22 protein-coding genes and 1 other annotated feature are annotated in these 25463 nt (G+C 30.2%); of the genes, 15 read left to right on the top strand and 7 right to left on the bottom strand.

All coding sequences use genetic code 11. The features are described 5' to 3' along the window. Positions 1–81 precede the first annotated feature (81 nt). Complete coding sequence (gene pflB / locus P4S50_RS13755) at positions 82–2310, bottom strand: formate C-acetyltransferase (protein ID WP_277734745.1); 2229 nt, start codon at positions 2308–2310, stop codon at positions 82–84. Between the two features lie 543 nt (positions 2311–2853). Between pflB and P4S50_RS13750 the strand changes: the two genes are divergently transcribed. Beyond that, positions 2854–4437 carry a DEAD/DEAH box helicase gene (locus tag P4S50_RS13750; protein ID WP_277731373.1) on the top strand — a complete coding sequence of 528 codons (1584 nt, stop codon included), beginning with the start codon at positions 2854–2856 and terminating at the stop codon, positions 4435–4437. A gap of 166 nt (positions 4438–4603) precedes the next feature. Here the strand turns inward: P4S50_RS13750 and P4S50_RS13745 are convergent, their stop codons facing one another. The 3 genes from P4S50_RS13745 to P4S50_RS13735 all read right to left on the bottom strand — a co-directional run bounded on the left by P4S50_RS13745 (position 4604) and on the right by P4S50_RS13735 (position 8816). Beyond that, a complete protein-coding gene (locus P4S50_RS13745) occupies positions 4604–5887 on the bottom strand; it encodes an ISH6 family transposase (protein WP_277731372.1) in 1284 nt (427 codons plus the stop codon). A gap of 157 nt (positions 5888–6044) precedes the next feature. Next, on the bottom strand, positions 6045–7475 hold the full coding sequence (locus P4S50_RS13740; RefSeq protein ID WP_277731371.1) for a Na+/H+ antiporter NhaC family protein: 1431 nt from the start codon (positions 7473–7475) through the stop codon (positions 6045–6047). A 111-nt stretch (positions 7476–7586) separates the two neighbouring features. After that, on the bottom strand, positions 7587–8816 hold the full coding sequence (locus P4S50_RS13735) for an LL-diaminopimelate aminotransferase (protein WP_277731370.1): 1230 nt from the start codon (positions 8814–8816) through the stop codon (positions 7587–7589). Between the two features lie 131 nt (positions 8817–8947). On the opposite strand from P4S50_RS13735, the gene P4S50_RS13730 reads away from it, so the two are divergent. The 9 genes from P4S50_RS13730 (at position 8948) to spoVAE (ending at position 15835) form a co-directional block, all read left to right on the top strand. Further along, positions 8948–10903 carry a molybdopterin-dependent oxidoreductase gene (locus P4S50_RS13730; RefSeq protein WP_277731369.1) on the top strand — a complete coding sequence of 652 codons (1956 nt, stop codon included), beginning with the start codon at positions 8948–8950 and terminating at the stop codon, positions 10901–10903. A gap of 114 nt (positions 10904–11017) precedes the next feature. Then, positions 11018–11353: an anti-sigma F factor antagonist gene (spoIIAA, locus tag P4S50_RS13725; RefSeq protein WP_277731367.1), complete on the top strand. Its 336-nt coding sequence runs from the start codon at positions 11018–11020 to the stop codon at positions 11351–11353. Positions 11354–11365: 12 nt separating this feature from the next. Then, positions 11366–11803 (top strand): anti-sigma F factor, encoded by a 438-nt coding sequence (gene spoIIAB, locus P4S50_RS13720; RefSeq protein WP_277731366.1) that lies wholly within the window; start codon positions 11366–11368, stop codon positions 11801–11803. An 11-nt stretch (positions 11804–11814) separates the two neighbouring features. Further along, complete coding sequence (sigF, locus tag P4S50_RS13715) at positions 11815–12579, top strand: RNA polymerase sporulation sigma factor SigF (protein WP_277731365.1); 765 nt, start codon at positions 11815–11817, stop codon at positions 12577–12579. Between the two features lie 412 nt (positions 12580–12991). Further along, entirely contained in the window at positions 12992–13582 is a 591-nt protein-coding gene (locus P4S50_RS13710; protein WP_277731364.1) for a stage V sporulation protein AA, read from the top strand. Between the two features lie 10 nt (positions 13583–13592). Further along, positions 13593–14003, top strand: a complete 411-nt coding sequence (locus P4S50_RS13705) for a stage V sporulation protein AB (RefSeq protein WP_277731363.1) — start codon at positions 13593–13595, stop codon at positions 14001–14003. A gap of 11 nt (positions 14004–14014) precedes the next feature. Continuing rightward, positions 14015–14443 carry a stage V sporulation protein AC gene (gene spoVAC / locus P4S50_RS13700; protein WP_277731362.1) on the top strand — a complete coding sequence of 143 codons (429 nt, stop codon included), beginning with the start codon at positions 14015–14017 and terminating at the stop codon, positions 14441–14443. A gap of 13 nt (positions 14444–14456) precedes the next feature. After that, the gene (gene spoVAD, locus P4S50_RS13695; RefSeq protein WP_277731361.1) at positions 14457–15467 is read left to right on the top strand and encodes a stage V sporulation protein AD; all 1011 of its coding nucleotides are present in this window, start codon (positions 14457–14459) and stop codon (positions 15465–15467) included. A gap of 11 nt (positions 15468–15478) precedes the next feature. Beyond that, positions 15479–15835, top strand: a complete 357-nt coding sequence (gene spoVAE, locus P4S50_RS13690; RefSeq protein WP_277731360.1) for a stage V sporulation protein AE — start codon at positions 15479–15481, stop codon at positions 15833–15835. Between the two features lie 157 nt (positions 15836–15992). On the opposite strand, the gene P4S50_RS13685 is transcribed toward spoVAE, so the two are convergent. After that, positions 15993–18539, bottom strand: a complete 2547-nt coding sequence (locus P4S50_RS13685; RefSeq protein WP_277731359.1) for a transglycosylase domain-containing protein — start codon at positions 18537–18539, stop codon at positions 15993–15995. Positions 18540–18699: 160 nt separating this feature from the next. Continuing rightward, positions 18700–18904, top strand: a binding site (T-box leader). A gap of 52 nt (positions 18905–18956) precedes the next feature. Here P4S50_RS13685 and tyrS point away from each other — a divergent pair. From tyrS to P4S50_RS13660, 5 genes are all read left to right on the top strand, one after another. After that, positions 18957–20180, top strand: a complete 1224-nt coding sequence (gene tyrS / locus P4S50_RS13680; protein ID WP_277731357.1) for a tyrosine--tRNA ligase — start codon at positions 18957–18959, stop codon at positions 20178–20180. A gap of 378 nt (positions 20181–20558) precedes the next feature. Beyond that, a complete protein-coding gene (locus tag P4S50_RS13675; RefSeq protein ID WP_277731356.1) occupies positions 20559–21041 on the top strand; it encodes a DUF5673 domain-containing protein in 483 nt (160 codons plus the stop codon). Between the two features lie 34 nt (positions 21042–21075). Further along, the gene (gene yunB / locus P4S50_RS13670) at positions 21076–21762 is read left to right on the top strand and encodes a sporulation protein YunB (RefSeq protein ID WP_277731355.1); all 687 of its coding nucleotides are present in this window, start codon (positions 21076–21078) and stop codon (positions 21760–21762) included. A gap of 547 nt (positions 21763–22309) precedes the next feature. Further along, positions 22310–22567, top strand: coding sequence for a rhodanese-like domain-containing protein (locus P4S50_RS13665; RefSeq protein WP_277731354.1), 258 nt, complete (start codon positions 22310–22312; stop codon positions 22565–22567). Positions 22568–22767: 200 nt separating this feature from the next. Then, positions 22768–23397: a DUF1847 domain-containing protein gene (locus P4S50_RS13660; RefSeq protein WP_277731353.1), complete on the top strand. Its 630-nt coding sequence runs from the start codon at positions 22768–22770 to the stop codon at positions 23395–23397. A gap of 513 nt (positions 23398–23910) precedes the next feature. On the opposite strand, the gene P4S50_RS13655 is transcribed toward P4S50_RS13660, so the two are convergent. Together P4S50_RS13655 and P4S50_RS13650 are read right to left on the bottom strand one after the other, a co-directional pair. Next, positions 23911–24585, bottom strand: a complete 675-nt coding sequence (locus P4S50_RS13655) for a hypothetical protein (RefSeq protein ID WP_277731352.1) — start codon at positions 24583–24585, stop codon at positions 23911–23913. 472 nt (positions 24586–25057) lie between these two features. Continuing rightward, on the bottom strand, positions 25058–25423 hold the full coding sequence (locus tag P4S50_RS13650; protein WP_277731351.1) for a hypothetical protein: 366 nt from the start codon (positions 25421–25423) through the stop codon (positions 25058–25060). Positions 25424–25463: the final 40 nt, after the last annotated feature.

Here is a 25463-nt window from a genome sequence, read left to right as displayed (position 1 = left end):
ATTATCTACAATTTTGAAATATATAATTTTTTTATAGAAAATAAAGCCCTAACAAAACTGTTAGGACTTTATTTAATAATACTACATTTTTCCGTGGAAAGTTCTATTTATAACGTCTAATTGTTGTTCTCTAGTTAATTTTATAAAGTTAACTGCATAACCAGATACACGTATTGTAAGTTGAGGATATTTTTCAGGGTGATCCATAGCATCAAGTAAAGTTTCTTTATCAAATACGTTTACGTTGATGTGGTGTCCTTTTTGAATGAAATATCCATCAAGTAAGAATGTTAAGTTATTTACTCTTTCTTCTTCAGTTTTACCTATAGCTTTAGGAACTACAGTAAATGTGTAAGAAATACCATCTTGAGAATGCTCGTATGGAAGCTTAGCAACTGAAGATATAGAAGCAAGACAACCTTTTGTATCTCTTCCGTGCATTGGATTAGCTCCTGGTCCAAATGGCTCTCCAGCTTTTCTTCCATCAGGAGTGTTACCAGTTTTCTTACCATAAACTACGTTTGAAGTTATAGTTAATATTGATTGAGTGTGTAGAGAGTTTCTGTAAGTTTTGTTCTTTCTTATTTTGTTCATGAATGTTTCAACTAAATCAGATGCTAATGTATCAACTGCATCATCATTGTTTCCGAATTTAGGGAAATCTCCTTCAGTTTCAAAATCAACAGCCATACCGTTTTCGTCTCTTACAACTTTAACTTTAGCATGCTTTATAGCTGATAATGAGTCAGCACATACAGAAAGTCCAGCTATACCACAAGCCATAGTTCTGAATACATCTCTATCATGTAAAGCCATTTGAGCTTTTTCGTAAGAATACTTGTCATGCATGTAATGAATTATGTTTAATGCATTTACATATAAGTTAGCTAACCAGTCAAGGAATAAGTCGAATTTTTCCATAACTTCACCAAACTCTAAGTATTCAGAAGTAATAGGAGCAAATTTAGGTCCTACTTGGATTCCTTTTTTCTCATCCATACCACCGTTTATAGCGTAAAGTAATGCTTTAGCAAGGTTACATCTAGCTCCAAAGAACTGCATTTGCTTACCAATTCTCATAGCAGAAACACAACAAGCTATACCGTAATCGTCTCCCCAATAAGTTCTCATTAAATCATCGTTTTCGTATTGGATAGAGCTTGTATCTATAGAAACCTTCGAGCAGAACTTTTTAAAGTTTTCAGGAAGATCTTTAGACCAAAGTACAGTTAAGTTAGGCTCTGGTGCAGCACCTAAAGTATATAAAGTATTTAATGTTCTAAATGCAGTTTTAGTAACAAGAGTTCTTCCGTCAATACCCATACCACCTACAGTTTCAGTTACCCAAGTTGGATCTCCAGAGAATAAATCGTTGTACTCAGGAGTTCTTAAGAATCTAACCATTCTAAGTTTCATAACAAAGTGATCCATTATTTCTTGAGCTTCATCTTCAGTTAAAACTCCATTTTTTATATCTCTTTCAAAATAAATATCAAGGAATGTAGAAACTCTACCTAAACTCATTGCAGCTCCATTTTGATCTTTAACAGCTGAAAGGTAACCAAAGTATGTCCATTGAACAGCTTCTTTAGCATTTTGAGCAGGTCTTGATAAATCAAATCCGTATTCAGCTCCCATTTTAATCATTTCTTTTAAAGCTTTGATTTGCTCAGAGATTTCTTCTCTTAATCTTATAGTATCTTCGTCCATTGTCATAACATTTAAAGATTGTTTTTGAGCATTTTTATCTTCTATTAATCTATCTATACCGTAAAGAGCTACTCTTCTATAGTCTCCGATTATTCTACCTCTACCGTAAGCATCTGGAAGACCAGTTATTATACCAGCGCTTCTTGCAGCTCTCATTTCAGGAGTGTAAGCATCAAATACTCCGTCGTTATGAGTTTTTCTGTAGTTAGAGAAAATTTCTTTAACATTTGAATCAAGTTCATATCCGTAAGCTTTACAAGAATTATCAACCATTCTGATTCCACCATAAGGCATTACAGCTCTCTTAAGAGGAGCATCAGTTTGAAGACCTACAATAGTTTCTAAATCTTTATTTATGTATCCAGCTTTATAAGCATTTATAGCAGATACTGTTTTAGTGTCAACATCTAAAGTTCCTTTATTTTCAACTTCTTTTTTCATTAAAGCTGAAACTTCGTCCCATAATTTTTTAGTGTTCTCAGTAGCATCTGATAAGAAAGAAGCATCTCCTTCATATGCTGTATAGTTAAGTTGGATAAAGTCTCTTACATCTATTTCTTTAGACCAATTTCCAGTTTTGAAAGTTTCCCATGCTTTTATCATTAAAATCACTCCTTAAAAAGTAATATTTCATCAATTAAAAAATTAAATAATTTATTTGTTAAAAATATAATAACATAAAACTGTGGGATTTTGTATACAATATTCAAATGTTACAAAAAGTTAATAGTTCTGATAATTTGATGAATTTAAATAAAGTCACTGAGCGTCATTTGAAAAAATATTATAAAATGATAAAAAATACAAAAAAGTTACTAAAAAATACTTTCTGGTAGAGTGTATACCCATATGATTTAAGTTTAAATCATATTGTATACGAAGAACACATAAGTGAAACAATTTTACTTAATGGGAAATCAAAAAGTTCTAACTATAAAAAATATACATCTATAAATGATAAGCAAATCTACCTATTATTAAAGAAGAAATATTGTATTAAATGAGTTGAAATTAGATAAAATATATAAATAATGAAGAAATAAAAAATAAATCAAAATATTTGTTGCATAATAACAGTAATATATATATAATTGAAAAGATGAGCAAGAGAGACGTAAAAACGAAAGGAAAGGTAATATATATATGGAAAACGTAAAATTTGAAAATTTGGAAATATCAAAAGAAATAAAACAAGCTATAGCTGATATGGGGTTTGAAGAGCCATCTCCTATACAAGCTCAAGCAATACCACATATATTAGCAGGAAAAGATATAATAGGTCAAGCACAAACTGGTACGGGTAAAACAGCAGCTTTTGGTATTCCTGTTTTAGATATGGTTAATGAAAAAGATAATAGTGTACAGGCTATAATTTTATGCCCTACAAGAGAGTTAGCTATTCAGGTTGCGGGAGAAATAGGAAAGCTAGCTAAGTACAAGAAAAATGTAAGAACACTACCTGTATATGGTGGACAACCAATCGATCGTCAAATAAAAGCATTAAAAAAAGGAGTTCAGATCGTTATAGGTACTCCTGGTAGAGTTATGGATCATATGAATCGTAAAACATTAAAGCTTGGAAATGTAAAGACAATAGTTTTAGATGAAGCGGATGAAATGCTAGATATGGGATTCAGAGAAGATATAGAGACTGTTCTACAACAACTTCCGGAAGAGAGACAGACTACTTTTTTCTCAGCAACAATGCCAAGAGCAATATTAAACCTTACAAAGAAGTATCAAAAAGACCCTCAACATGTAAAGGTTGTTCGTAAGGCCTTAACAGTTCCTAATATAGAGCAATTTTATATAGAGACAAAATCTAAGAATAAATCAGATGTATTATCAAGACTTATAGATATATACAATCCTAAGTTATCAGTTGTATTTTGTAATACTAAGAGAAAAGTTGATGAGTTAGTATCTGAGCTTCAATTAAGAGGATACTTTGCTGATGCACTTCATGGTGATTTAAAGCAATCTCAAAGAGATAATGTAATGGGTAAATTCAGAAACAGAACTATAGAAATACTAGTTGCAACAGATGTAGCGGCTAGAGGTATAGATGTTGATGATGTAGAGTGCGTATTTAACTATGATGTACCACAAGATGATGAGTACTACGTACACAGAATAGGAAGAACAGGACGTGCAGGAAGATCAGGACGTGCATTCTCTTTCATTTCAGGAAAGAAAGAAATATATAAATTAAGAGATATTCAAAGATATACTAAGACTAAAATGAAGAGACATGATATACCATCTCTTAGTGATGTTGAAGAAATAAAAACTAACTTATTCTTAGAAAAAGTTAAGAGTGTTATAGAAGAAGGACACTTAACAAATCAAGTTAATTTCTTAGAGAAGTTAATGGAAGAATATACTTCTTTAGATATAGCTGCTGCACTTCTTAAAATGTCAATGGGTGATCAAAATAAAGAAGAGATAAAACAAGAAAATGCATTTGAAAATACTGGTGCAGAATCAGGAATGGTAAGATTATTCATAAACATAGGTAGAAAGCAAAACATAAGACCTAAGGATATCTTAGGAGCTATAGCTGGAGAAACTGGTATTTCAGGAAAGTTAATAGGAACTATAGATATATATGATGGATATACTTTCGTTGAGGTTCCAAGAGAGCATGCTAATGATGTATTAACTATAATGAAAAACAATACTATAAAAGGTAAGACTATAAATATAGAGCCTGCCAATAAAAAATAATAAAAAATTCGTCTACTCGCTAACGCGGTGACTCATGTCGCCAACGATCCTTACAGGCTCCGTTGCTTAAAAATAGTTGCAAGCGCAGTTTTTTTAACACGTTATCCACAAGACAAAAAATTATATAGTTTTTTGATAGCACAAGCTTTAGTTGACATTTAATATTTTAAGAGAATAGAGAGACCTGTAAAAATTGTTTTATAGGTCTTTTATTTTGTTTGAAATATTTGTCCCAACAATGCGTAGCATACTTTTTAATTTGAATCAATTTTACTAAATTTTCGCATCCTTCATCACTCCAACGACACCCTAAATCTGTTCTTCTATTTATTTCTCTCATTTCTCTTTCTATTAAACTACTAGATTTATTAATCTTAGTATTAATCCAATCTTCTTCATTGTAAAAAATACCATTAAAAGCATTCTTTAAAAAATTTTCAATAGGAGTCATACCAATACGCTTAAATAAATATACAAATTGGACATACTCATTTCTAGCTTTTCTAAAATCTTTTTCTTTTAAAATATGGATTAAAGCTTTTGAAAAACATTTTCTCTCATCTACAGGTATGCCTTGCATATAAAGTAAATGATTTAGAGCTCTAGGTAAATGCCATAAGCATCTTCTATGAGTAGCTTTTTCGAATATATCTGATATAAGAGTGTTGTAAGCTATATCTCCATCTGTAATAACGTTATCACAAGTATAGTTAGATAAATTTTTATTCATATGTTTTAAAGACTTATTTACACTTATATATAGTAGTTTTTTGCTATTGATAACTCTGTTATATTTGACTGTTTTACTTAAAGGAGCTAAAACAAGCTGTATATCGCTACCTCTATTAGAGTGTGCTGTTTTAACTTTTGTAGAATCTACTATAACCTCTTCAAAGTGAGATTGGTCATGCTTAACATCAATCAAGTTAGAAGCTCTAGATACTAAAGAATGAATACTTGTATGACTTATAGACCCATTAGTCAATAAATCTATGGTATCTGAAGTTTTAGAATATGAGTTATTAAGAACAATGCTTAATATTTTTTCTTCAAATTCTGAAGATATTCTTGCTCTTGCTTTTAGTCCTAATAGTTGAGGAAAAGGAGAAAATGTTTTTGTGCAAGAAGAGCAAGTAACTTGAAACAAGTTAAACTCAATAGTTCCACAAGATGATTTTAATTTTCTAGATCTTGAACCTCGTCTAACAAAAGAGCTTCGCTCTAGACAGTGAGGGCACATCCAAGGTACTGATTTATTTTTAAATTCATTCCATTTTTTACCCATATACTTATCTAAAATAGACTTTTGAACATCATTTAATATACATCCTATTAATTGAGATGGAGTATTTTTTAAAGATGTTTGTATTTGTTGTATAATATTATTGACTGTGATATTTTCATGTGTTAGATTTATATTACATAGAATTTTATAATTCTTGTTGAGCATAGAGATCATTCCTTTCATGGATTGTGTGCAACTCTATGCTCTTTTATTTTGTCTATTTTGTCAAATTCAAATGTCAATTAAATATTATACTATCAGTTTTTTATTGAATAAAAATAAGCTGTTGACTAAGTCAACAGCTTTTGTTGTTTTAAAGAAACTATAGGAAAATACCTAAAACTATATAAAGTGTAAGAGCTATAGCTCCATTAAGTAAAGCATAAGGAAGTTGAGTTTTTACGTGGTCTATGTGATCTGATGCAGATGCCATTGATGAAACTATAGTAGTATCTGATATAGGAGAACTATGATCTCCCATTATAGCTCCAGAAATTACAGCACCTATACTCATATATATGTTTGCATCCATAGCAACGGCCATTTGAATAGCTATAGGAATCATTATAGCAAAAGTTCCAAAACTTGTTCCAGTTGAAAATGCTATTATACTAGACATTATAAATATAATCGCAGGTCCAAATGAACCATTAAGTCTACCTTCAACTAAGCTTGCCATATACTTACCAGTTTCAAGCTCACTTGAAATATTTCCAATAGCAAATGCAAATGCAAGTATTGCAGCAACTGGTATCATAGCACCAGCGCCTTTATATACATAATCCATAAACTCATTAAGCGTCATAAGGCGCTTTCCTATATAATAAAAACCACTAAACACTAATGATGCAAGAACTGCCCAAAACACTGATGTTGATCCAGAACCGTTAAATATTACACCATCTCCAGTAATATAAAGACTTATTGGAATCATCACAACTAAAACCAATAAAGGATAAAGCATATGCTTCATATTAGGTTCAACACCTTTTTTAGTATTAACTTCAATTGCATCTTGATCTACTACAGGCATAGCTCCATCTCTTAAAAGTTTACCTTCTGTTATAGCTCTTATTTCAGCTTTTTTCATAGGGCCAAAATCTTTACCCGTAAGTATAACTATTAAAAGAGTTATCAATGTAGATATAGCATAAAAGTTAAAAGGTATACTTTTAATAAGTAAATTAACAGAATTACCACTAATAACACCAGCGCCTATTTGAGCAGCTATAAGTCCAAGTAATGTAGCCCCCCAAGAGTTAAATGGAAGCATAGAACAAACAGGAGCTGATGTAGAGTCACAAATATAAGCTAGTTTTTCTCTAGAAACCTTGTATTTATCACATATAGGTCTTGATACAGTACCTACAATTAAACACGTTATAGTTGATTCTATAAAAACTACAATCCCTATAAAATATGCCAAAAGCATGGCAGCCTTTCTGTTTTTTATTCTCTTGTTTTTTTCAGTTAAGTAATATACAAATCCTTCAACACCACCTGAAGCTTGTATAAGAGTTACTACAGAACCCACTAAAAAAGAGAATATGATAGTTTTAGTTACCCATCCCTCAGAAAATACATTTACAACTGAATCGATACTTTGGCCTAAAGCAGGGAAAAATGTCCAATTAGTCATTATTAATTTTCCTATTAATATTCCAGCGAATAAAGAAATAAAAACTTGCTTTGTAGCTATAGCGAGTATTATTGCAATTAATGATGGAAGTAAGCTAAGAAATCCGTACGTCATATTTAAACCTCCTAAAAAAATAATTCAACATATAAATAATACTAGAAGGCTTAGATAAAATCAAATAATTGTTTAAATTAATAGAAAAAAATTACATTTTTAATACTTTTGTCAAAAAATTAGTTCTAGTTTTTTAAGTCTTTCTTTTAAATCATTAATAACACGTTTTTCCTGTGACTGATTATATGCTTCAAACGTTACAGAAAATCTTAAAAAGCTCCCAGCTTCATCCCAAGGTACTGTAGATATTAATGCATTTTTTAGAATATACAAAGAAGCATCTTGTGCATTTTTAAATACATAACCTGATTTAGTACCTTTAGGAATAGAAACATAGCAATAGAAGGTTCCTTGCGGCTTTTTAGCATCAAAACCTATATCACAAAGTGCATCCACTAGCATATCGAATCTTCTCGAATATTTAATACGATTTCTATTTATTATTTCTGGGTGATTAAGAGCATAAGCTCCAGCTTTTTGAATAGCCCTGAATTGTCCAGAGTCTGTATGACCTTTAACATTTGCATATGCTTTTATAACTTTTGGATTTGATACTATAAATGCTAATCTCCATCCTGTCATATTGAATGATTTTGATAAAGAATGTATTTCAATACCGACATCAATAGCTCCATCTACAGACAAAAAACTCAAAGGTTTACTATCGAATGTAAGAGTACTATAAGCTGAGTCGCAGACTATTAAGATGTCATTTTTATAAGCAAAATCTACAACTTTTTTATAAAACTCAATAGTAGCGACTTGTCCTGTAGGATTGTTTGGGTAATTAATATATAAGAGTTTTGACTTTTTGAGTATATCATCAGGTATAGAATTAAAATCTGGATAAAAGTCATTTTCTTTATATAAAGGTAAATTATAAACCTTACCTCCTAAGAATTTAGAATAAGTAGATAATACAGGATAACCAGGGACAGTAGTTAAGACTATATCACCAGGATTTACAAAGCACAAAGGAAGCATAGCTAGAATTGGCTTTGATCCTATTCCGTGCATAATATTTGTATATGGATTTAGGTTATCTAGTTTATATACTTTTTTTAAGAAATTACATGCAGCATCCTGAAACTCAGCTATTCCATTATCAGAGTACAGTCTATTTTCAATTTTAGAACACTCCTCACAAAGTATTTTACATATATTAATATCAGCAGCAAGATCTGGCTCGCCAACACCCATATCTATAATCTCTGTATTTGGATATTTATTTTTAATTATTTCTTTTTCTTTTTTTATAGCCTCAAATTTGTAATTCACAGAGTTATTAAAAAAATCAACTCCTCCTAAACGCTCGGATATTTTATTATCAACAAAATCCATAGAAAACTCCCCCTTAGATGATAAACAAACTGCTAGAACATGGTTAAATTAAACCTATAGAATATATTATTAATAGTTCGAATACTTTGATACAATATAAAGTGAAGTTAAAAAGAAAAGGAGTAATTAATATGAAAAGATTTAGCCACGGATGTACACTTGATTGTTTTGATTGTTGCAAGTTTGATATATATATAGATGAAAATAATATTATACAGATAAAGGGAGACAAAAATCATCCTTATACAAGAGGAATTATTTGCTCAAAGGGTAAGAAACATTTAGACAGATTAAATCACAAAGATAGAATATACAACCCACTTAAAAAAGTAGATGGAAAATGGATAGAGATAACATTTGATGAAGCTATATCAATAATAGCTGACAAATTAAAGTTTTACAAAGAAAATTATAATTCAAATTCAATAGCACATTATTATGAATCGGGAAGTGGTGGAGTACTGAAGTCTATACAAAATATATTTTTTAACTTTTACGGAGGGATTACAGAATTTGAAGGTGGTACATGTTGGTCTGCTGGAAATAAAGCTCAGAAATATGATTTTGGATATGTAAAAGGAAGTTCGCTTGATGATATGATGAATTCAAAAAATATAATAATTTGGGGAAGAAATCCTTACAATACATTTATACATCTTATGGAAACTATACTAAGAGCTAAGAAAAATGGAATAAAGGTGACAGTTATAGATCCAATATATACAGAAACTGCAAAGAAAGTTGATGAATATATAAGGGTTAATCCATCAACAGATGGAGCTCTTTGTATGGCGATGACTAAGGTCATAATAGAAGAAGATTTACAAGACAAAGAATTTATAAACAAATATGTAAAAGGGTATGATGAATATAAAAACTATTTAGATACACTAAGTATTGAATATCTATGTAAGGAATGTGGTGTAGACATAGATACTATAAAGAGAATATCACGTGTATATGCTAAAAAAAGTAGTACTATATATATAGGGTATGGAGTTCAAAAGTATACAAATGGAGGAAATACTATAAGAAGTATAGATGCCATGGCAGCTATAACAGGGAATATAGGAAAATCTGGAGCTGCAGTAAATTATGCAAATAGAGTATATCCAGATATATTAAATCTAGATCCGTATAATAGCTGTGATCATGCGGACAATAAAAGATATTTTAACGTTCATAGTTTTGCAGATGATGTAAAAAATTCAAATGAAGAACCTATAAAAGCTATATTTGTAACAAAAGCAAATCCATTATGTAGATGGCCTAACCTGAATAAAAACATAAAGGCATTTAGCAAAATAGAATTTAAAGTATGTATAGATATGTTTATGACTGATACTGCTAAACATTGCGATTTATTTATACCATGTACCAATACTTTAGAAAGTGAAGATATTCTATATTCGTCTATGTGTAATCCATATATTATATACAATGAAAAAATAATTGATCCAAAATACAAACTTATGGATGAATATTATTTCTTTATGGAGCTTAGCAAAAGAATGAATATGAAAGATTATCCTTTAGTATCAAAAGAAGAGTATTTAAGAGAAATAGTAAAACCACTATCTAAATGGAATATAGAAATAGATGATATAAAAAGAGACTATGTAAATATGGCTTTTGATAAAGTGGCTTGGAGTGATAAAGTTTTTAAAACTTCTTCTAAAAAGATAGAAATATATTCAGATAATGCAAAAAAGGATGGGTTAAGTCCTATACCTGTATATATAAAAAGTGAAAAAGATGATATAAGATTGATAACTACACATGAAAAAAACTCATTATTCACACAACATTATTTAGATGATGATAAAATCTCAATAGTATATATTAATATTAATCTTGCTAAAAAATATAAACTATTGGAAGATGAAATAATAACTTTAAAGTCTAGAAATGGAAGTATAGATACTAAAGTAAAGATTACTGACGATGTAGCTGATGATGTTGTTCATATGTACACAAGATGGGCTAATAAAGACGGAAATCCAAATTTTTTAACTGAAGACATATCGTCTGAAATGGGAGGTCAAGTCGCATACAATGAAACCTTTGTAGAAATTGTAAAAAAGTGATGATTATTATCACTTTTTTTATATTTATTCTACAAAAATAGTTAAAATTTTATGGAGGAATGAAGAGATATTTTATAGAAAGTATTTTAAGAGCATTTACAAGGGGGGATAACATTGGATATAAACTATAAAATAGATAACAGAAATTTAATTGTTGAATTATATGGAGAGCTAGACCATCATATAGCTTCAGATGTAAGAGAAGAGATTGATATGGCTATAGATAAAAATTCAATAAAAAATGTTATATTTGATCTGAAAAATATGAATTTTATGGATTCCTCAGGAGTAGGGGTTATTATAGGGAGATATAGAAAACTTTCAGAAACTGGAGGGAAAGTAATAGCTTTAAACCTGAATAAGCATGTTCAAAGAATATTTGATTTATCAGGCATAGACAAAATAATAGGAATTTATAACGATTACGAAGAAGCAATAAGTTCTTTATAAGGGGGAAAAACGATGAAGAATTATATGGAAATTAGCTTTTTAGCCAAATCTGAGAATGAGTCTTTTGCTAGGGTGGTAGTTGCTTCTTTTGCATCTCAGCTGGACCCGACAATAGATGAAATAGCAGATATAAAAACTGCTGTATCTGAGGCTGTTACGAATGCTATAATTCATGGATATGATGAAGATGAAACAAAGTTTGTTAATTTAATAAGTGAAATAGATGGAGATACTATAAAAGTAGTGGTAGAAGATAAGGGTAATGGAATAAAGGATGTAGATATGGCAATGCAACCGCTTTATACTTCAAAGCCTGAGCTTGAGAGGTCTGGTATGGGATTTACAGTAATGGAAACATTTATGGATAGCATGGAGATATCTTCTATTTTGGGGGAAGGAACTAAATTAGTTATGAAAAAAACTATAAAATCCAATAAAAATAAAGATTAGGGGTAATAATTATGGTGATGCCTGCTGTAAGTGAGAAAAAAAGACATTTACTTAGCCATGAGGAAACTCTAGCTCTCATAAAAAAAGCTCAAGATGGAGATGAACATTCAAAAGATATTTTAATAGAAAGTAATTTAGGGCTAGTCAGAAGTGTTGTAAATAAATTTATGAATATAGGTTATGAAAGAGATGATTTATTTCAATTAGGCTCAATAGGGCTTATAAAATCTATATATAAGTTTGATCCTAGTTTTAATGTAAGATTCTCTACATATGCAGTACCTATGATTTTAGGAGAGATAAAAAGATACTTAAGAGATGATGGGATGATTAAGGTATCAAGGTCTCTAAAACAACTTGCTACAAAGACGAAGATGGAAAGTGAAAGATTATCTAAAAAATTTGGACGAGAACCTACAATAGAAGAGGTTGCCAAGTCTCTTGAGGTAAGCAAAGAAGACATAGTTATGGCTCTTGAATCAAATTCATCAGTTGAATATTTGCATGGGGTTATACACGAGGATGAAGGATCTCCTATATGTCTTATAGATAAGATAAGTCAAACTAAAACTATGGATGATGAAAAAATAGTGGATAATTTACTTTTAAAGCAAGTTCTTGGTAAGCTAGAAAAACGAGAAAGACAAATTATAGTTTTAAGATATTTTGAGGATAGAACACAGAGTGAGATAGGAAATGAGCTTGGAATATCTCAGGTTCAGGTATCGAGGATTGAAAAGAAGGTTTTAGGAAAACTTAAGAATATGATAAGTTGAGAATGGGTCATACAATTTGTATGGCCTTTTTTGTGTGCTTGAGCGAAAAATTACCCTCATTAAAATAACGCTACTTAGCTAAAATTTTTATAAAACTAAAGATTGTTCCTTATTAAATATCCTAAAACTTCATAAACTCCCTAGGGTCAGACAATGAAGTTTTTAACGGATATTTAAACGTCACAATCTAAGTTTTATAGAAAAATATTAACTTAAAAGTAGCTAACATTTCAATGAGGGTAATTTTTAGTGCTGATCTTCAGCGTTTGGATATAGTGAATAAAAAATTGAAAAATAGATAAAGCGTTTTGTTGAGAAAAAGTTTAAAACATTTAGAGTAAAGACTTTTTATATGAGTAGAATTTTTTAATCGTTTTTGTAAATAATAATAGTATGAAAAGGGGGGATTTAAGTGGAAATATATTTGAAACCTAGAAAAAATTTGAAATTTGAAAAAAAAATAAAAGATTTGCGTTTGGAGGATTTATTTTATATATATCCCTCACAAAATGAAGAATTGGTTAAAGATATAGTAGTTGCTCACGTTAATGGTGTTAATAAGGATTATGATGTTATAGAGCTTGGGGATGTGATAAGTAGAATAAATAATCAAAATAGCTATGTAAAGGTCAACTTTTTAGAGTTTGATGACTTATTGGTACATTTTGATAATCCCAAAAAAGATAATCTGTTGTTTGTAAGAGTTTTATTTGTATGTACAATACTGTTTTTAGGAGCTGGAATGGCTATAATTAACTTTCATTCAGATGTAGATATGACTAAATCTCATAAGACAATACTAAGAATATTAACAGGAAGTGAGACAAAAAATCTATTATTTTTTCAAATAGCATATTCTCTAGGAATAGGATCAGGTGTTGCTGTATTTTATAATAAAGTTCTACCAAATTTTTCTAAATCAGAACCTAGTCCATTAGAGCTAGAAGTATCTACGTTTAAAAATGAGGTACAATCATATATTATTGAAAATAATAAGCAATAAGGAGGAAGATTTGAAACTAGCGTTTATAACTGTATTAGGATTTTCAGAAGGTATAGTTGTTGGGTCGGGAATAGTGGCTCTTCTTACATTACTAGATATAATTCCAAGACTGTGTCAAATAACTAATAGTTATCAGTACTTAGCCAAATATGAGTATATGTTGATATTCGGGGCTTTCTTTGGAAGTTTATTTTCACTTACAAATGTATCTTTTAATTTTGGGTCTATATGTTTGATACTATTTGGAGGCTTCTACGGTATATTTATAGGAATGTTAGCATCTGCTCTTGCAGAAGCAGTGGATGTTATACCAGTTATGCAAAGAAGACTCAATATTCAAGGTATGGTTAAGTATATAATAACAGTTTTAATAATAGGAAAGACAGTTGGTTCTATAGTGTGTTGGACAATATTGAAATAGAGGTGATTTAGATGGATTATAAAAAATATGTTGACGATAAAAGTCCAAAGCCTACATATCTCAAGAACTGTATATGGGCATTTATTGTAGGCGGTTTGATATGTGATGTAGGACAATTTATATTAAATAGTTATATAAAATATGGTCTAGATAAAAAAATGGCATCTACTGCAACTTCTATAACTCTTATATTTTTAGGTGCATTTTTTACAGGTATAGGAGTATATGATCTGCTTGGAAAAAGGGCTGGAGCTGGATCGATTGTTCCTATAACTGGTTTTTCTAATTCTATAGTATCTCCAGCTATGGAGTATAAGAGAGAAGGTTATGTACTGGGTGTTGGAGCAAAAATGTTTACAATAGCGGGTCCTGTTCTTGTTTATGGAATTGGTAGCTCTGTAATACTTGGCTTAATTTATCACTTCTTAGGCATTAGTTAGAAAGGAGGTTACTATGGCAAAAAAAAGATTAGGGAATCAAACAATACAGTTACAAAATAATCCTGTTATAATATCAACTGGTTCAATTGTTGGTCCAAAAGAAGGTGAGGGACCATTAAAGGATTATTTTGATATGATATTAAAAGATGACTTATTTGGAGAAGAGAGTTGGGAATTTGGCGAAAGTAAGATGGTAAGAGAAGTTATAAAAATGGCTGTAGGTAAAAGTGATTATGTACTTAATCAGGTTGATTATATAGTGGCAGGAGATCTATTAAATCAACTTATGTCTACATCTTTTGCTGCAAGAGATTTAAAAAGACCGTTCTTTGGAGTGTATGGAGCATGTTCAACAATGTCAGAATCGATGAGTCTTGCATCAATGATTGTAGATGGAGGATTTTCAGATTTAGTAGTAGCTGCTACTTCAAGTCATTTTTGTACAGCAGAGAGACAGTTTAGATATCCTTTAGAACTTGGAAATCAACGACCTATGACTGCTCAGTGGACAGTTACAGGAACAGGAGCTAGTGTTATATCATCAAAAGGAGAAGGGCCAAAGATAAAAAGGATAACTACTGGTAAGGTTATAGATAAGGGTATAACTGATGTTAATAATATGGGACCAGCCATGGCTCCAGCAGCAGTGGATACAATAAAAGCATACTTTGATGATACAAAGGACGACATAGATAGCTTTGATATAATAGCAACAGGAGATTTGGGAATAATAGGAGGAGAGATTCTTCTCGATTTCATAAATAAAGAAGGTTATGATTTATCTAGCGTATATATGGACTGCGGAATAGAAATATTTGATCATAAAAAACAAGATACTCACTCTGGCGGAAGTGGTTGTGGATGTTCCGCGAGTGTATTCAATGGATACATATATAAAAAATTGAAAAAGAAAGAAATAAACAAAGTTATGCTAGTATCAACAGGAGCACTTATGTCTCCTACGAGCACACTTCAAAAGCAAAGTATACCATCCATAGCTCATGCGGTAATTATAGAGAATTAGGAGGTGCAATTGTGGAGTATTTAAGAGCTTTTATAGTTGGAGGAGCTATATGTGTTATAGGTCAAATACTTATGGACTTTTTTAAGATACCATCCCCGTATGTACTTGTAAGTTTCGTAACCATAGGAGTTATATTGACGGGACTTGGAATATATGAACCTATTGTAAAGTTTGGAGGAGCAGGTGCAACTGTACCTCTTACTGGATTTGGATATGGACTGGGAAAAGGTGTTATAGAAGAAGTAGGTAAGAAAGGTATATTAGGAGCATTTACAGGAGGAACAGCTGCAAATGCTGGTGGAATAGCAGCAGCTGTTTTGTTTGGATATATAATGTCTTTAATATTCACGCCAAAAACAAAGCCATAAAAGATAAAAAAATTCGCTTTATGCTATCGCATAGCTAATATCGCCAACGAGTCCTACGGGCTCCGTTGCTTAAAATAGTTGCAAATTTAGTAACTTAATCAACGTTATTCATAAATTAAAAATTTCATGATTTTTTAGTAAGAAAAATAGAGAGCAATTAATTGCTCTCTATTATTTTTGTTTCATCTTCATTTTTTTTGTCTTCAGTATCTTGTTTTTTAAAAAATAAGTTTTCTGTTTGTTTATCCTCATCTTTTGGAGTTGGTTTTGGGTCTTTATTTGTTTCATTATTTGGAGGATTAGTAACATCTTTTTTAGAATCTGTTGTTTGATTATTGTCTGTTTTTTTATTAGAATCGAACAACCAATCATTTATTATATCAGATGCATCAGGGCTTTCTTCTATCTCTACATTTTCATCTTGAGTATGCATCTCACAGTATTTTTTAGGTTCTGTACCTGCTACAAATTTTTCAGTTGTAGTTTTCTCACAAAAATGAGTTGGAAGTTGACCACTTTCTAAACATACATTTTGAGTTACTATTCCGCTAGGTCTTTTGAATGATTTTCTTGGAAGTCCTTTATGAACTTGAGTCATAACTTTTGACCAAAGTGATGATGACATAGCACTTCCTTTTTTAAGTCTTTGGTTGTAGTCATTACCTATCCAAGTTGCTCCAACATAATAAGGAGTATATCCTGCAAACCAAGCATCGTTATTATCACTAGTAGTACCTGTTTTTCCTGCTACAGGCATATTAGATATTCTAGCACGGCCTCCAGTACCATTATTTACAACAGTTGTTAAAATATCAGTCATTATATAAGCTGTTTGAGGCGTTGTAACTGAGTGTTTAACAGGTTTGTTATTTAATATTAAATTTCCGCTTGAATCTTCTATCTTAGAGAACAGCATAGGCTTAATATAAGTTCCGCCATTTGCCATAGATCCATAAGCTGCAGTCATCTCAAGTGGAGTTATTCCCTTAGTCATACCTCCAAGAGTAAGTGCAGAGAAGTTTTTATCATTATGACCAGGCGTTTTTACTATAGTAGATATACCCATGTTTTCTAAGAAATCAACCATAACCTCAACAGAAGAATATGGGCTTGAAGAAAGCATTTCTGCTGTCTTTACAGCTCCTACATTTGAAGAATGTTGAACGGATTGTCTTAAAGTTATAGGTCCTCTATATTTATGAGCATAGTTGCTAGGCTTCCATTTTTCATTAGATGAATATTTATATCCTGTTGGTGAATCATCTATTGCAGTAGCAGCTGTCATTCCGCTATCAAGAGCTGGTAAGTATACAGCAATTGGTTTTATAGCAGAACCTGGTTGTCTAGGGTTAACAGCTCTATTATAAAGCTTTTTACCACCTATCATTCTTCCACCAACTAAAGCTTTAACTTGACCTGTACGGTAATCCATTATAACCATAGCTGATTGAGGTTGTATATTACCATTTTTATCAGTAAAAGTTCCTGGGAAATTAGAAGTCTTTTGATATTCTGTCTCTAGTATCTTTTGGATATTAACATCCATAGTAGAATATATTCTAAGACCTCCATTATAAAGCATATCTCTAGCTTCATCTTCAGTTTTACCTTGTTTAACTAGAGCATCTATAACATCATCTTTAACTAAATCTACGAAATAAGAAGAAACATTGGTTTGAGTTTGACTTCCAACCTTTATAACAATTTCTTCGTTTTTAGCTTGATCATACTCAGTTTGTGATATTTTACCAAGTTCTGACATTTTATAAAGTACAGTTTCTTGTCTTTCTTTTGCTTTAGGGTTAACAACTGCTTTTCTAACGACTAGTTGTTCTTTTTTTAGTTGATCATAGTTATAATTATCTATTAATCCTTTGCTATGTAGTTGTTCAAACATTCTTTTTTCCACATCAGAAGCTGGATCTGTGTTTGCTGTTTTAGGATAAAAAACTAGTAAGTTCTTAAGTTCATCTAAATTCTCACTACCATCAAGTCTTTGAGTAGTATAAGGGGAATATTTAGATGGATTTTTAGTTATACCTGCTATCATTGAAGATTCTGCTAGAGTTAATTCGCCTACATCTTTTGAAAAATAAGTTTGAGCTGCGGCTTGTACCCCAATAGCACCTCTACCTAGATAGAAAGTATTTAAGTAAGTTTCCAGTATTTCATCTTTAGAAAGAGTCTTTTCAAGTTGAAGAGCATAATAAGCATCTTTAATCTTTCTTGTAATAGTTTTTTCATTAGATGTATACATATTCTTAGCAAGCTGTTGTGTTAGTGTACTTGCTCCTTGAGCTTTACTCATAGTTTTTAAGTCATACCAAAGTGCACCAAATAATCTTTTTATATCTACACCATGGTGATCATAAAATCTCTCATCCTCTATAGATATAACTGCATTTTGTAAATCCTTTGGTATTTTATCTAAAGTTACTAGACTTCTAAAGTTTGATCCATGAACCTTTTCTATTAATTGTCCATTAGAATCATATATGAAAGAACTTTCATACATTTCAAGATTGTGTGGATCTATAGGTGGTGCGTTTTTAATAACGCCTACTACAAGACCCATAACACAGGCTGTACCAACTATAGATAATATAATAAAAGTAATAAGTACTATTCTGAAAATGCTTACTTTTTTCTTTTTTTCGTTATTTTTAGTAGGATTACTTTTATCATTATTTTTATCACTGCGCATTCGTCATTACCTCCTTATTCAACTTATTATAACATAGAAGAAAAAGGTCAATCTATAAATTTATTCAAAGAATATTTTTGTAACATTGTTGTAATATAAAAAAATAGATATTTATTGCAAAAAAAGTTATATTTATGATAGAATAGGGTAAATTATTTAATAATAGACGTTGAAGGAGATTAGTAATCCTCATGGTTACAAAAATAGAGAGTAAATCGGGTGGTGAAAGGTTTACAGTACATGATAAGGTGAAATACACTCTGGAGTTTCGAAACTAAAAATCTCGACGTTTTCCATACGTTACAGTGGATAAGAGGCATTTTTATGCGAATTAAGGTGGTACCACGGGTTTTCTCGTCCTTTCATAGGACGAGGAGGCCCTTTTTTAATATACAAAGAAATATAGGAGGGTTTTAAATGAATGTATTTGATACTTTAAAAGAACGTGGATTTATAAAACAAACTACACATGAAGACGAAATACGTGATCTGTTAGGAAAAGAGTCTGTGACTTTTTATATAGGATTTGATGCAACTGCTGATAGTTTACATGTAGGACACTTTCTTCAATTAATGGCTATGGCTCATCTTCAAAGAGCAGGACATAGACCAATAGCTCTTTTAGGTGGAGGAACTACTATGGTAGGAGATCCAACAGGAAAGACTGATATGAGAAAGATGTTAACTGTTGAAGATATTCAACATAATGCAGAATGCTTCAAAGGTCAAATGAAAAGATTCTTAGATTTTTCTGATGATAAAGCTATAATGGAAAACAATGCTAACTGGCTTATGAACTTAGAGTACATACCTTTCTTAAGAGAGGTTGGAAGACACTTCTCTGTTAATAGAATGTTAACAGCTGAGTGCTTTAAAAGCCGTATGGAAAAAGGATTATCTTTCCTTGAGTTTAACTACATGATAATGCAGGCATATGACTTTGTAGAGCTTCATAAGAGATATGGATGTAAATTACAATTAGGTGGAGACGATCAATGGTCTAATATAATAGCAGGAGCAGATCTTATAAGACGTGTTGAAGGTGACTCAGCTTATGGTATGACATTCACACTTTTAACTAATAGTGAAGGTAAGAAAATGGGTAAAACAGAATCAGGAGCAGTTTGGCTTGATGCTGAAAAATTCTCTCCATACGAGTTTTACCAATACTGGAGAAATGTTGCTGATGCAGATGTTAAAAACTGTTTATCACTTTTAACATTTATTGAAATGGATGAGGTTGAAAGACTTGCTTCATTAGAAGGTTCAGAAATAAACAAAGCTAAGGAAGTTTTAGCTTACGAGGTTACTAAAATAGTTCATGGAGAAGAAGAAGCTAAGAAAGCTCAAGAAGCAGCTAAAGCTTTATTTGGAAAAGGAGCTATGGCAGGATCAATTCCTTGTACTGAAATAGCTAAAGCTGATATAGCTGATGGAATGGACATATTAACTCTACTTACAACTACATCTCTTGCAGCTTCAAGAAGTGAAGCAAGACGTTTAGTACAACAAGGTGGAGTTTCTATAAATGATGAAAAAATAAAAGAGATAGAATTTAAGATAACTGAAGATAACTTTGAAGATGATTCTTTAATGATAAGAAAAGGTAAGAAAGTATATCATCAAGTTAAAATAGGATAGAAAGGAATGCTCCCTTCAATTAAGGGGGCATTTTTTGTACCTATTACCAAAATAATGCTCATTAAAATACCGATACTTAGTCAATATTTTTTATATAACTAAAGATTGTAGCTTATTAAATATCCTAAAAGTTCTAAACTCCCGTTGGTCAGACAACGAACTTTCTTAACGCATATTCAAACGCTGTAATTCAAGTTTTATAAAAAAATATTTAAATCATTCTCTAACATTTTAATTTCCTTTGATTTGCAAGTGTAATACTAAAATTTTTAAATGTACTTGTTCAATTAATAAGATAAATATACCAATATATATAATGAAGTAAGTATTTACAAAATATGTAATCAATTGTATTATTATTTCTAAGGAGTTGATTAGATGGGGCGTATGGAGATAATGCTTGTTGTAATTATAGTTACGGGTTGTCTAAATTTAATAGATAATATAAAGAAGTTTATGGTTGATAATGAAATTTTATTGAGATTTAGTGGGTTGAGTATTATATGGGGTGTACCTATGGTATTGGTTAATATATTAGGTATTTATACAACTGTAGGTACTGAAAATAATATAGATTATCGTATGAAAGGTGTTATAATAGGAATTTTGATATCTGGTATTTTAGTTGGAGCGTATTATGAAAAAACAATAAGTTATAAGGGAATAATAATCAAAAGTGAACTGTATGAGTGGGAAAAAATAATTTCTTATTCATATGATGAAGATGATTCTCATACTATATTATTTAGAACTGGAAAAGATAAGGAAGTAAAACTTAGGTTGAATAAGTCAAATATAGAAGAGGCTGAAAAGTTGTTTAGTAAAAGAATAAAAAATAAAGAAATTAGTAACGAGATATAGAAACCCCTCATATTATAATATGGGGGGTATTATCTTGAAAAAACTACTTAAGGCTCATAAAAAAAAGAAAAATAAAAAAGTATTAACTGCAATAATTTTAATATTAATATTTAGTATGTCTTTAGGTTCGTTTATATTTGTAGATAGAAAGATAAAACCTGTAGTTCAAGCAATCGCTGAATCAAAAGCACAAGAGCTTGCAAATAGATCTATAAATAAATCTGTTGGAGAAATATTAAAGGGAAAGATAAAGTATGAGGAACTCATAAGCTTGAAAACTGATGTAGATGGAAATATTACCATGATACAAGCAAATACTATACTAATGAATAAAATAGCATCGGATGTTGCTATTGAAGTACAGCAGCAGTTAAAGCAAATAAAAACTACATCTGCAAATGTGCCTTTAGGTACTGCGTTTAAAAGCTCTATATTAGCTAAATATGGACCAAAATTAAAGATAGGTGTTCAGCCTGTGGGAATAGTTAATGTGGATTTTAAGACGGAGTTTGATTCATCAGGGATAAACCAAACTAGACATAGAATATACTTAATAATAAAGACTAAGGTTAGAGTTATAATCCCATTCACATCATCATATAAAGAAGTTTTAAGTCAGATGCCAGTATGTGAAACTATAGTAGTAGGCAAGGTACCTCAAAACTATGTAAGTATTCCTAAGGAAGAGGTTGGAAATATAGTTGAACCTACTATTGACTAGAGGTTATCTTTTTTTATATTGTACTTAATCTAAAAATAATGCTTATTAAAAATTTTAATAAGCATTATTTTTTATGCTTGAGGAAACTATATCATTTTTATTTTGTAGATAACCTATTAAAAATGCTATATTTTCAAGTATTTTGAGCAAAGGAAGACTTTTCTATATTATTTCTTAGGAAATAAGTTTTGATATTAATCTGATTTTTTATATATTCACATTTGCATTTAAACTTAGATTTAGGAGAATAAATGGCTATGTTGATAAAAAATACTTCGTCTTGGTATCAGAAAATAAGATATCTAATATCAATTATTATTATTATACAAGATATCAGAAAAAGTATATACTTATTGTGAATAGATCGCAAGTTGCTATAATTATACGGGATTTTTATTAAAGACTCAAGAACTGCAGAACTGAAATAGCTGGTATAAATGAGATTTGACTGAAGTGCCATTTCTAGTCATAGTATCAATTTAAGTGGATTAATAGTGTCGTTGAGACTGTGACCAGAAAAGGTGAATATATAATTGGAGGGATTCTCATGAAAAATTTTGTTGATTGCACATGGCTTGAAAAGCATATGGATGACGAAGGGCTGTTTATAATCGACTGCAGGTTTGACCTGTTTGATGCTTTCTATGGAAGAATGTCCTATGATAAAGGTCATATAAAAAATGCATTCTATTTGGAGATCTTGCAGGTCCACAAAAAGCCCACGGTGGTGCAAGACCGGTTCCAAAGCTTTCGACATTGGCTGAAAAGCTTGAAGGAATGGGGATTAGGATGGACTCTCAGATAGTCTGCTATGAAGAAAATACTCTTGAATCTGTTTAAAATGCTTTATAGTATGTAGTAACTCAATTGGGCTTATTTTATTTTAAAATATGGATCTAAAAAATAAACATATAACCTATTGCTAATTGTAGCTAATTATTTTTTTAATAAAATAAAGCTCTTTATGATATAGGGATTAAAACAAGGAAAATGGAGGAAATAATAATGTATACTTGTGGCTTATGTGGAGTACATGCTTGTGAAATAGGAGAAAGGGGTAGAATGCCGAAAAACTGTCCTTGTCTTGAAGATAAGATTTTGGAAGAAAGTAAGAAATTATATTTAGAAGATGAAAATGCAAAGATTGCATATCAATCAGCTTTAGTAGAATCACAGGGCTATTGTCAAAAAACTAGAATTGAAGAAATTATGGATTTTGCAAAAAAGTGTAATTATAAAAATATAGGTGTTGCATTCTGCTTAGGACTAGCAAAAGAAATGAAATTATTCAATAAAATATTACGTGCTAACGGGTTTACTGTAAATTCAATAATATGTAAAAATGGAAGTATTCCAAAAGAGGAAATTAATATCAAAGAGGAAGATAAAGTGAGTCCGTGTAAATATGAAGCAATGTGTAATCCTATTGGACAAGCTTTATTTCTAAATAATGCAGGTACAGATTTTAATATTATTTTGGGATTATGTGTTGGACATGATTCTCTATTTATAAAGTATTCAGATGCACCAATTACTGTTTTATCAGCCAAAGACCGCGTGCTAGGACACAATCCATTAGCAGCATTATATTTATCAGAAGGTTATTATAATAAAAAATTATTCTCAAAAAAATAAAAAAGAGAATCTAATAGCAAAATATTTAAAAGCAAATAGTTAAGGTACAAAAACTTTATAATTCTACTGGACAGTCAAGAGTTCTTCTAAATTTTAATAAAATATATTCTTAAATAAAAATAGTATGAACATAATTTGTTTTATCAATAAATATAGAATAATGTAAAAAGTTATTAAGAGTAGAATTTGAGAAATCTATAAAAAACAATCACTGCAACATATCACATATATAATATGTTGCAGTGATCTTTTTTTATAACCCTAGTGAAACATATTATAATAGTGTCATTGGGGTACACTTTAGTGAAAAACTTTTCATATACAGTCTGTGTTAGATTTAAAGAAATCAAGAAGTACATCGGGAAGAATACATGAAATCATTTCTAATAAAAAATCAAACATAAAATCGCCTCCTAACTATAGTATATAGTTAGGTAGGGTAAAGTAAACCTTCAATTATCAAAAATATGAATTAAATAGATTTTGTATAGTCATATTAAAATGCTATTTATTTTAATTGTCTTCTAACGTTTTTTGTATTTCAGATCCATATTTTTCAAAAAGTCCTTTTCTTAATTTCTGTACTGTGTTTTTAGATTCCTGTGAATCTAGAGAACGTTTTTTGCGATTTGAAGAAGAATTATCTTTAATGTCCCATGTTTCTAATTCTTCTTTATCTTTACCATCTATGTTATATTTACATTGATACACTCCTTTTGTAGAATATGTATTTGCTTCATCGTTCCATGCCAATGCTAATGTATAGATACAATCGTCTTTCAGTTCTGTATATCCATCAATTATATTTTTAATGTCTGGCTTAAACATATCATCTTTCATTATATAATAAGGTTCTGTCATTTTAATTTTATCGTTTACATCAAGTTTGTGAGATTTATTATTCTTTAAAATATTTTTTATTTCAATTTCAGTTAAGGTATACCCATTTTGTCCTAAATCTTTTCCATCAACAATATTTTCTCTGTTTCCTATAACTTTTGCTATAACTACTACGTCTGCATTATTATGTAGCTTATCAAAATTTTCATACATAATTATATTAGGATGCGACTTTACGGTTTTTATATATTTATGAGTAGCTTCATAACCACCAATTATAACTGTAGCCAAAAAAACTGTAAGAGCCACAATTATTATTATTTTCTTATTAATCTTTTTTGTAATCATTGGTTATTCCTCCTTATATTATTTACCATAACTAATAATGTACTCGGATATTATTTTTATCCATAGCCTAAATAAACAAAGATAATATATATAAATACTGTTTGTTTAGAATTGTTTTTCTTATTTTGAAACATGTATTTTATAAGATCTTGATTTCAGATAAACAGAATTAACATGTTTTTTCTATAAAATAGACTTACAAAATTCAAATTGTTACCATATACTTTGCGTCTCATGATAAAGATGCTGGTACTACCCCTACTTAACAATAAATCTGAAACCGCAAGTACAAGTCAAAGGGCAGATGAATTTATTCTAGTAGGTATCAAAAAAACACATCCATTTATATCGTTTTAGATAGTTTCTAGACGAAAACGGATGTGTTTTTATTTTAGTTTGATTATACGGTTTGATTATATATAATCAAACCGTAAATGTTGCAGTTAAAAGCTTTGGATATATTGATTATACTTTATACCCTATATTCATAATTAGCATAGGAGTTTTTTTTTGTTTGTTTTAAATAACCTCCGACTTCTTTATGTTTAGTAGCATTAAAGCTTAAAACGGGTACTGTGGTAGGAATATTTTTGTTAGTTATAGAATGAATAACTGGATTTAACCAGGTTGATAGGGCATAGAAATTCCAGAGAAAGATTAATATGCTACATAGACTAATACTTGATATTATTATTTTTTTCTTTTTTCGTTTTGAGTAATAACCAGAAATATGATCTTTTTCTATATAACTATAAAAAGTTTCTTGATTTTTATTTTTTGATTCTTTTTCTATTTCTTTCATTTGTTTTCTAAAATTTTTTTGTGTTTCAGTAGCCATATTAAACTCCTTTAAATTTATAGTTTCTATTTAGCTGTAT

Origin of the sequence: Tepidibacter hydrothermalis, from assembly GCF_029542625.1 — a bacterium.
GTDB lineage: Bacteria > Bacillota > Clostridia > Peptostreptococcales > Peptostreptococcaceae > Tepidibacter_A > Tepidibacter_A hydrothermalis.
This window is presented reverse-complemented; position numbering and strand designations above follow the sequence as displayed.

Bases quoted from the DNA above. Each gene is read 5' to 3' on its own strand.
- P4S50_RS13750 (WP_277731373.1), top strand. From the start codon at position 2,854: ATGGAAAACGTAAAATTTGAAAATTTGGAAATATCAAAAGAAATAAAA.
- P4S50_RS13745 (WP_277731372.1), bottom strand. From the start codon at position 5,887: ATGCTCAACAAGAATTATAAAATTCTATGTAATATAAATCTAACACAT.
- P4S50_RS13740 (WP_277731371.1), bottom strand. From the start codon at position 7,475: ATGACGTACGGATTTCTTAGCTTACTTCCATCATTAATTGCAATAATA.
- P4S50_RS13735 (WP_277731370.1), bottom strand. From the start codon at position 8,816: ATGGATTTTGTTGATAATAAAATATCCGAGCGTTTAGGAGGAGTTGAT.
- P4S50_RS13730 (WP_277731369.1), top strand. From the start codon at position 8,948: ATGAAAAGATTTAGCCACGGATGTACACTTGATTGTTTTGATTGTTGC.
- spoIIAB (WP_277731366.1), top strand. From the start codon at position 11,366: ATGAAGAATTATATGGAAATTAGCTTTTTAGCCAAATCTGAGAATGAG.
- sigF (WP_277731365.1), top strand. From the start codon at position 11,815: ATGGTGATGCCTGCTGTAAGTGAGAAAAAAAGACATTTACTTAGCCAT.
- spoVAC (WP_277731362.1), top strand. From the start codon at position 14,015: ATGGATTATAAAAAATATGTTGACGATAAAAGTCCAAAGCCTACATAT.
- spoVAD (WP_277731361.1), top strand. From the start codon at position 14,457: ATGGCAAAAAAAAGATTAGGGAATCAAACAATACAGTTACAAAATAAT.
- P4S50_RS13685 (WP_277731359.1), bottom strand. From the start codon at position 18,539: ATGCGCAGTGATAAAAATAATGATAAAAGTAATCCTACTAAAAATAAC.
- tyrS (WP_277731357.1), top strand. From the start codon at position 18,957: ATGAATGTATTTGATACTTTAAAAGAACGTGGATTTATAAAACAAACT.
- P4S50_RS13675 (WP_277731356.1), top strand. From the start codon at position 20,559: ATGGGGCGTATGGAGATAATGCTTGTTGTAATTATAGTTACGGGTTGT.
- P4S50_RS13665 (WP_277731354.1), top strand. From the start codon at position 22,310: ATGAAAAATTTTGTTGATTGCACATGGCTTGAAAAGCATATGGATGAC.
- P4S50_RS13660 (WP_277731353.1), top strand. From the start codon at position 22,768: ATGTATACTTGTGGCTTATGTGGAGTACATGCTTGTGAAATAGGAGAA.
- P4S50_RS13655 (WP_277731352.1), bottom strand. From the start codon at position 24,585: ATGATTACAAAAAAGATTAATAAGAAAATAATAATAATTGTGGCTCTT.
- P4S50_RS13650 (WP_277731351.1), bottom strand. From the start codon at position 25,423: ATGGCTACTGAAACACAAAAAAATTTTAGAAAACAAATGAAAGAAATA.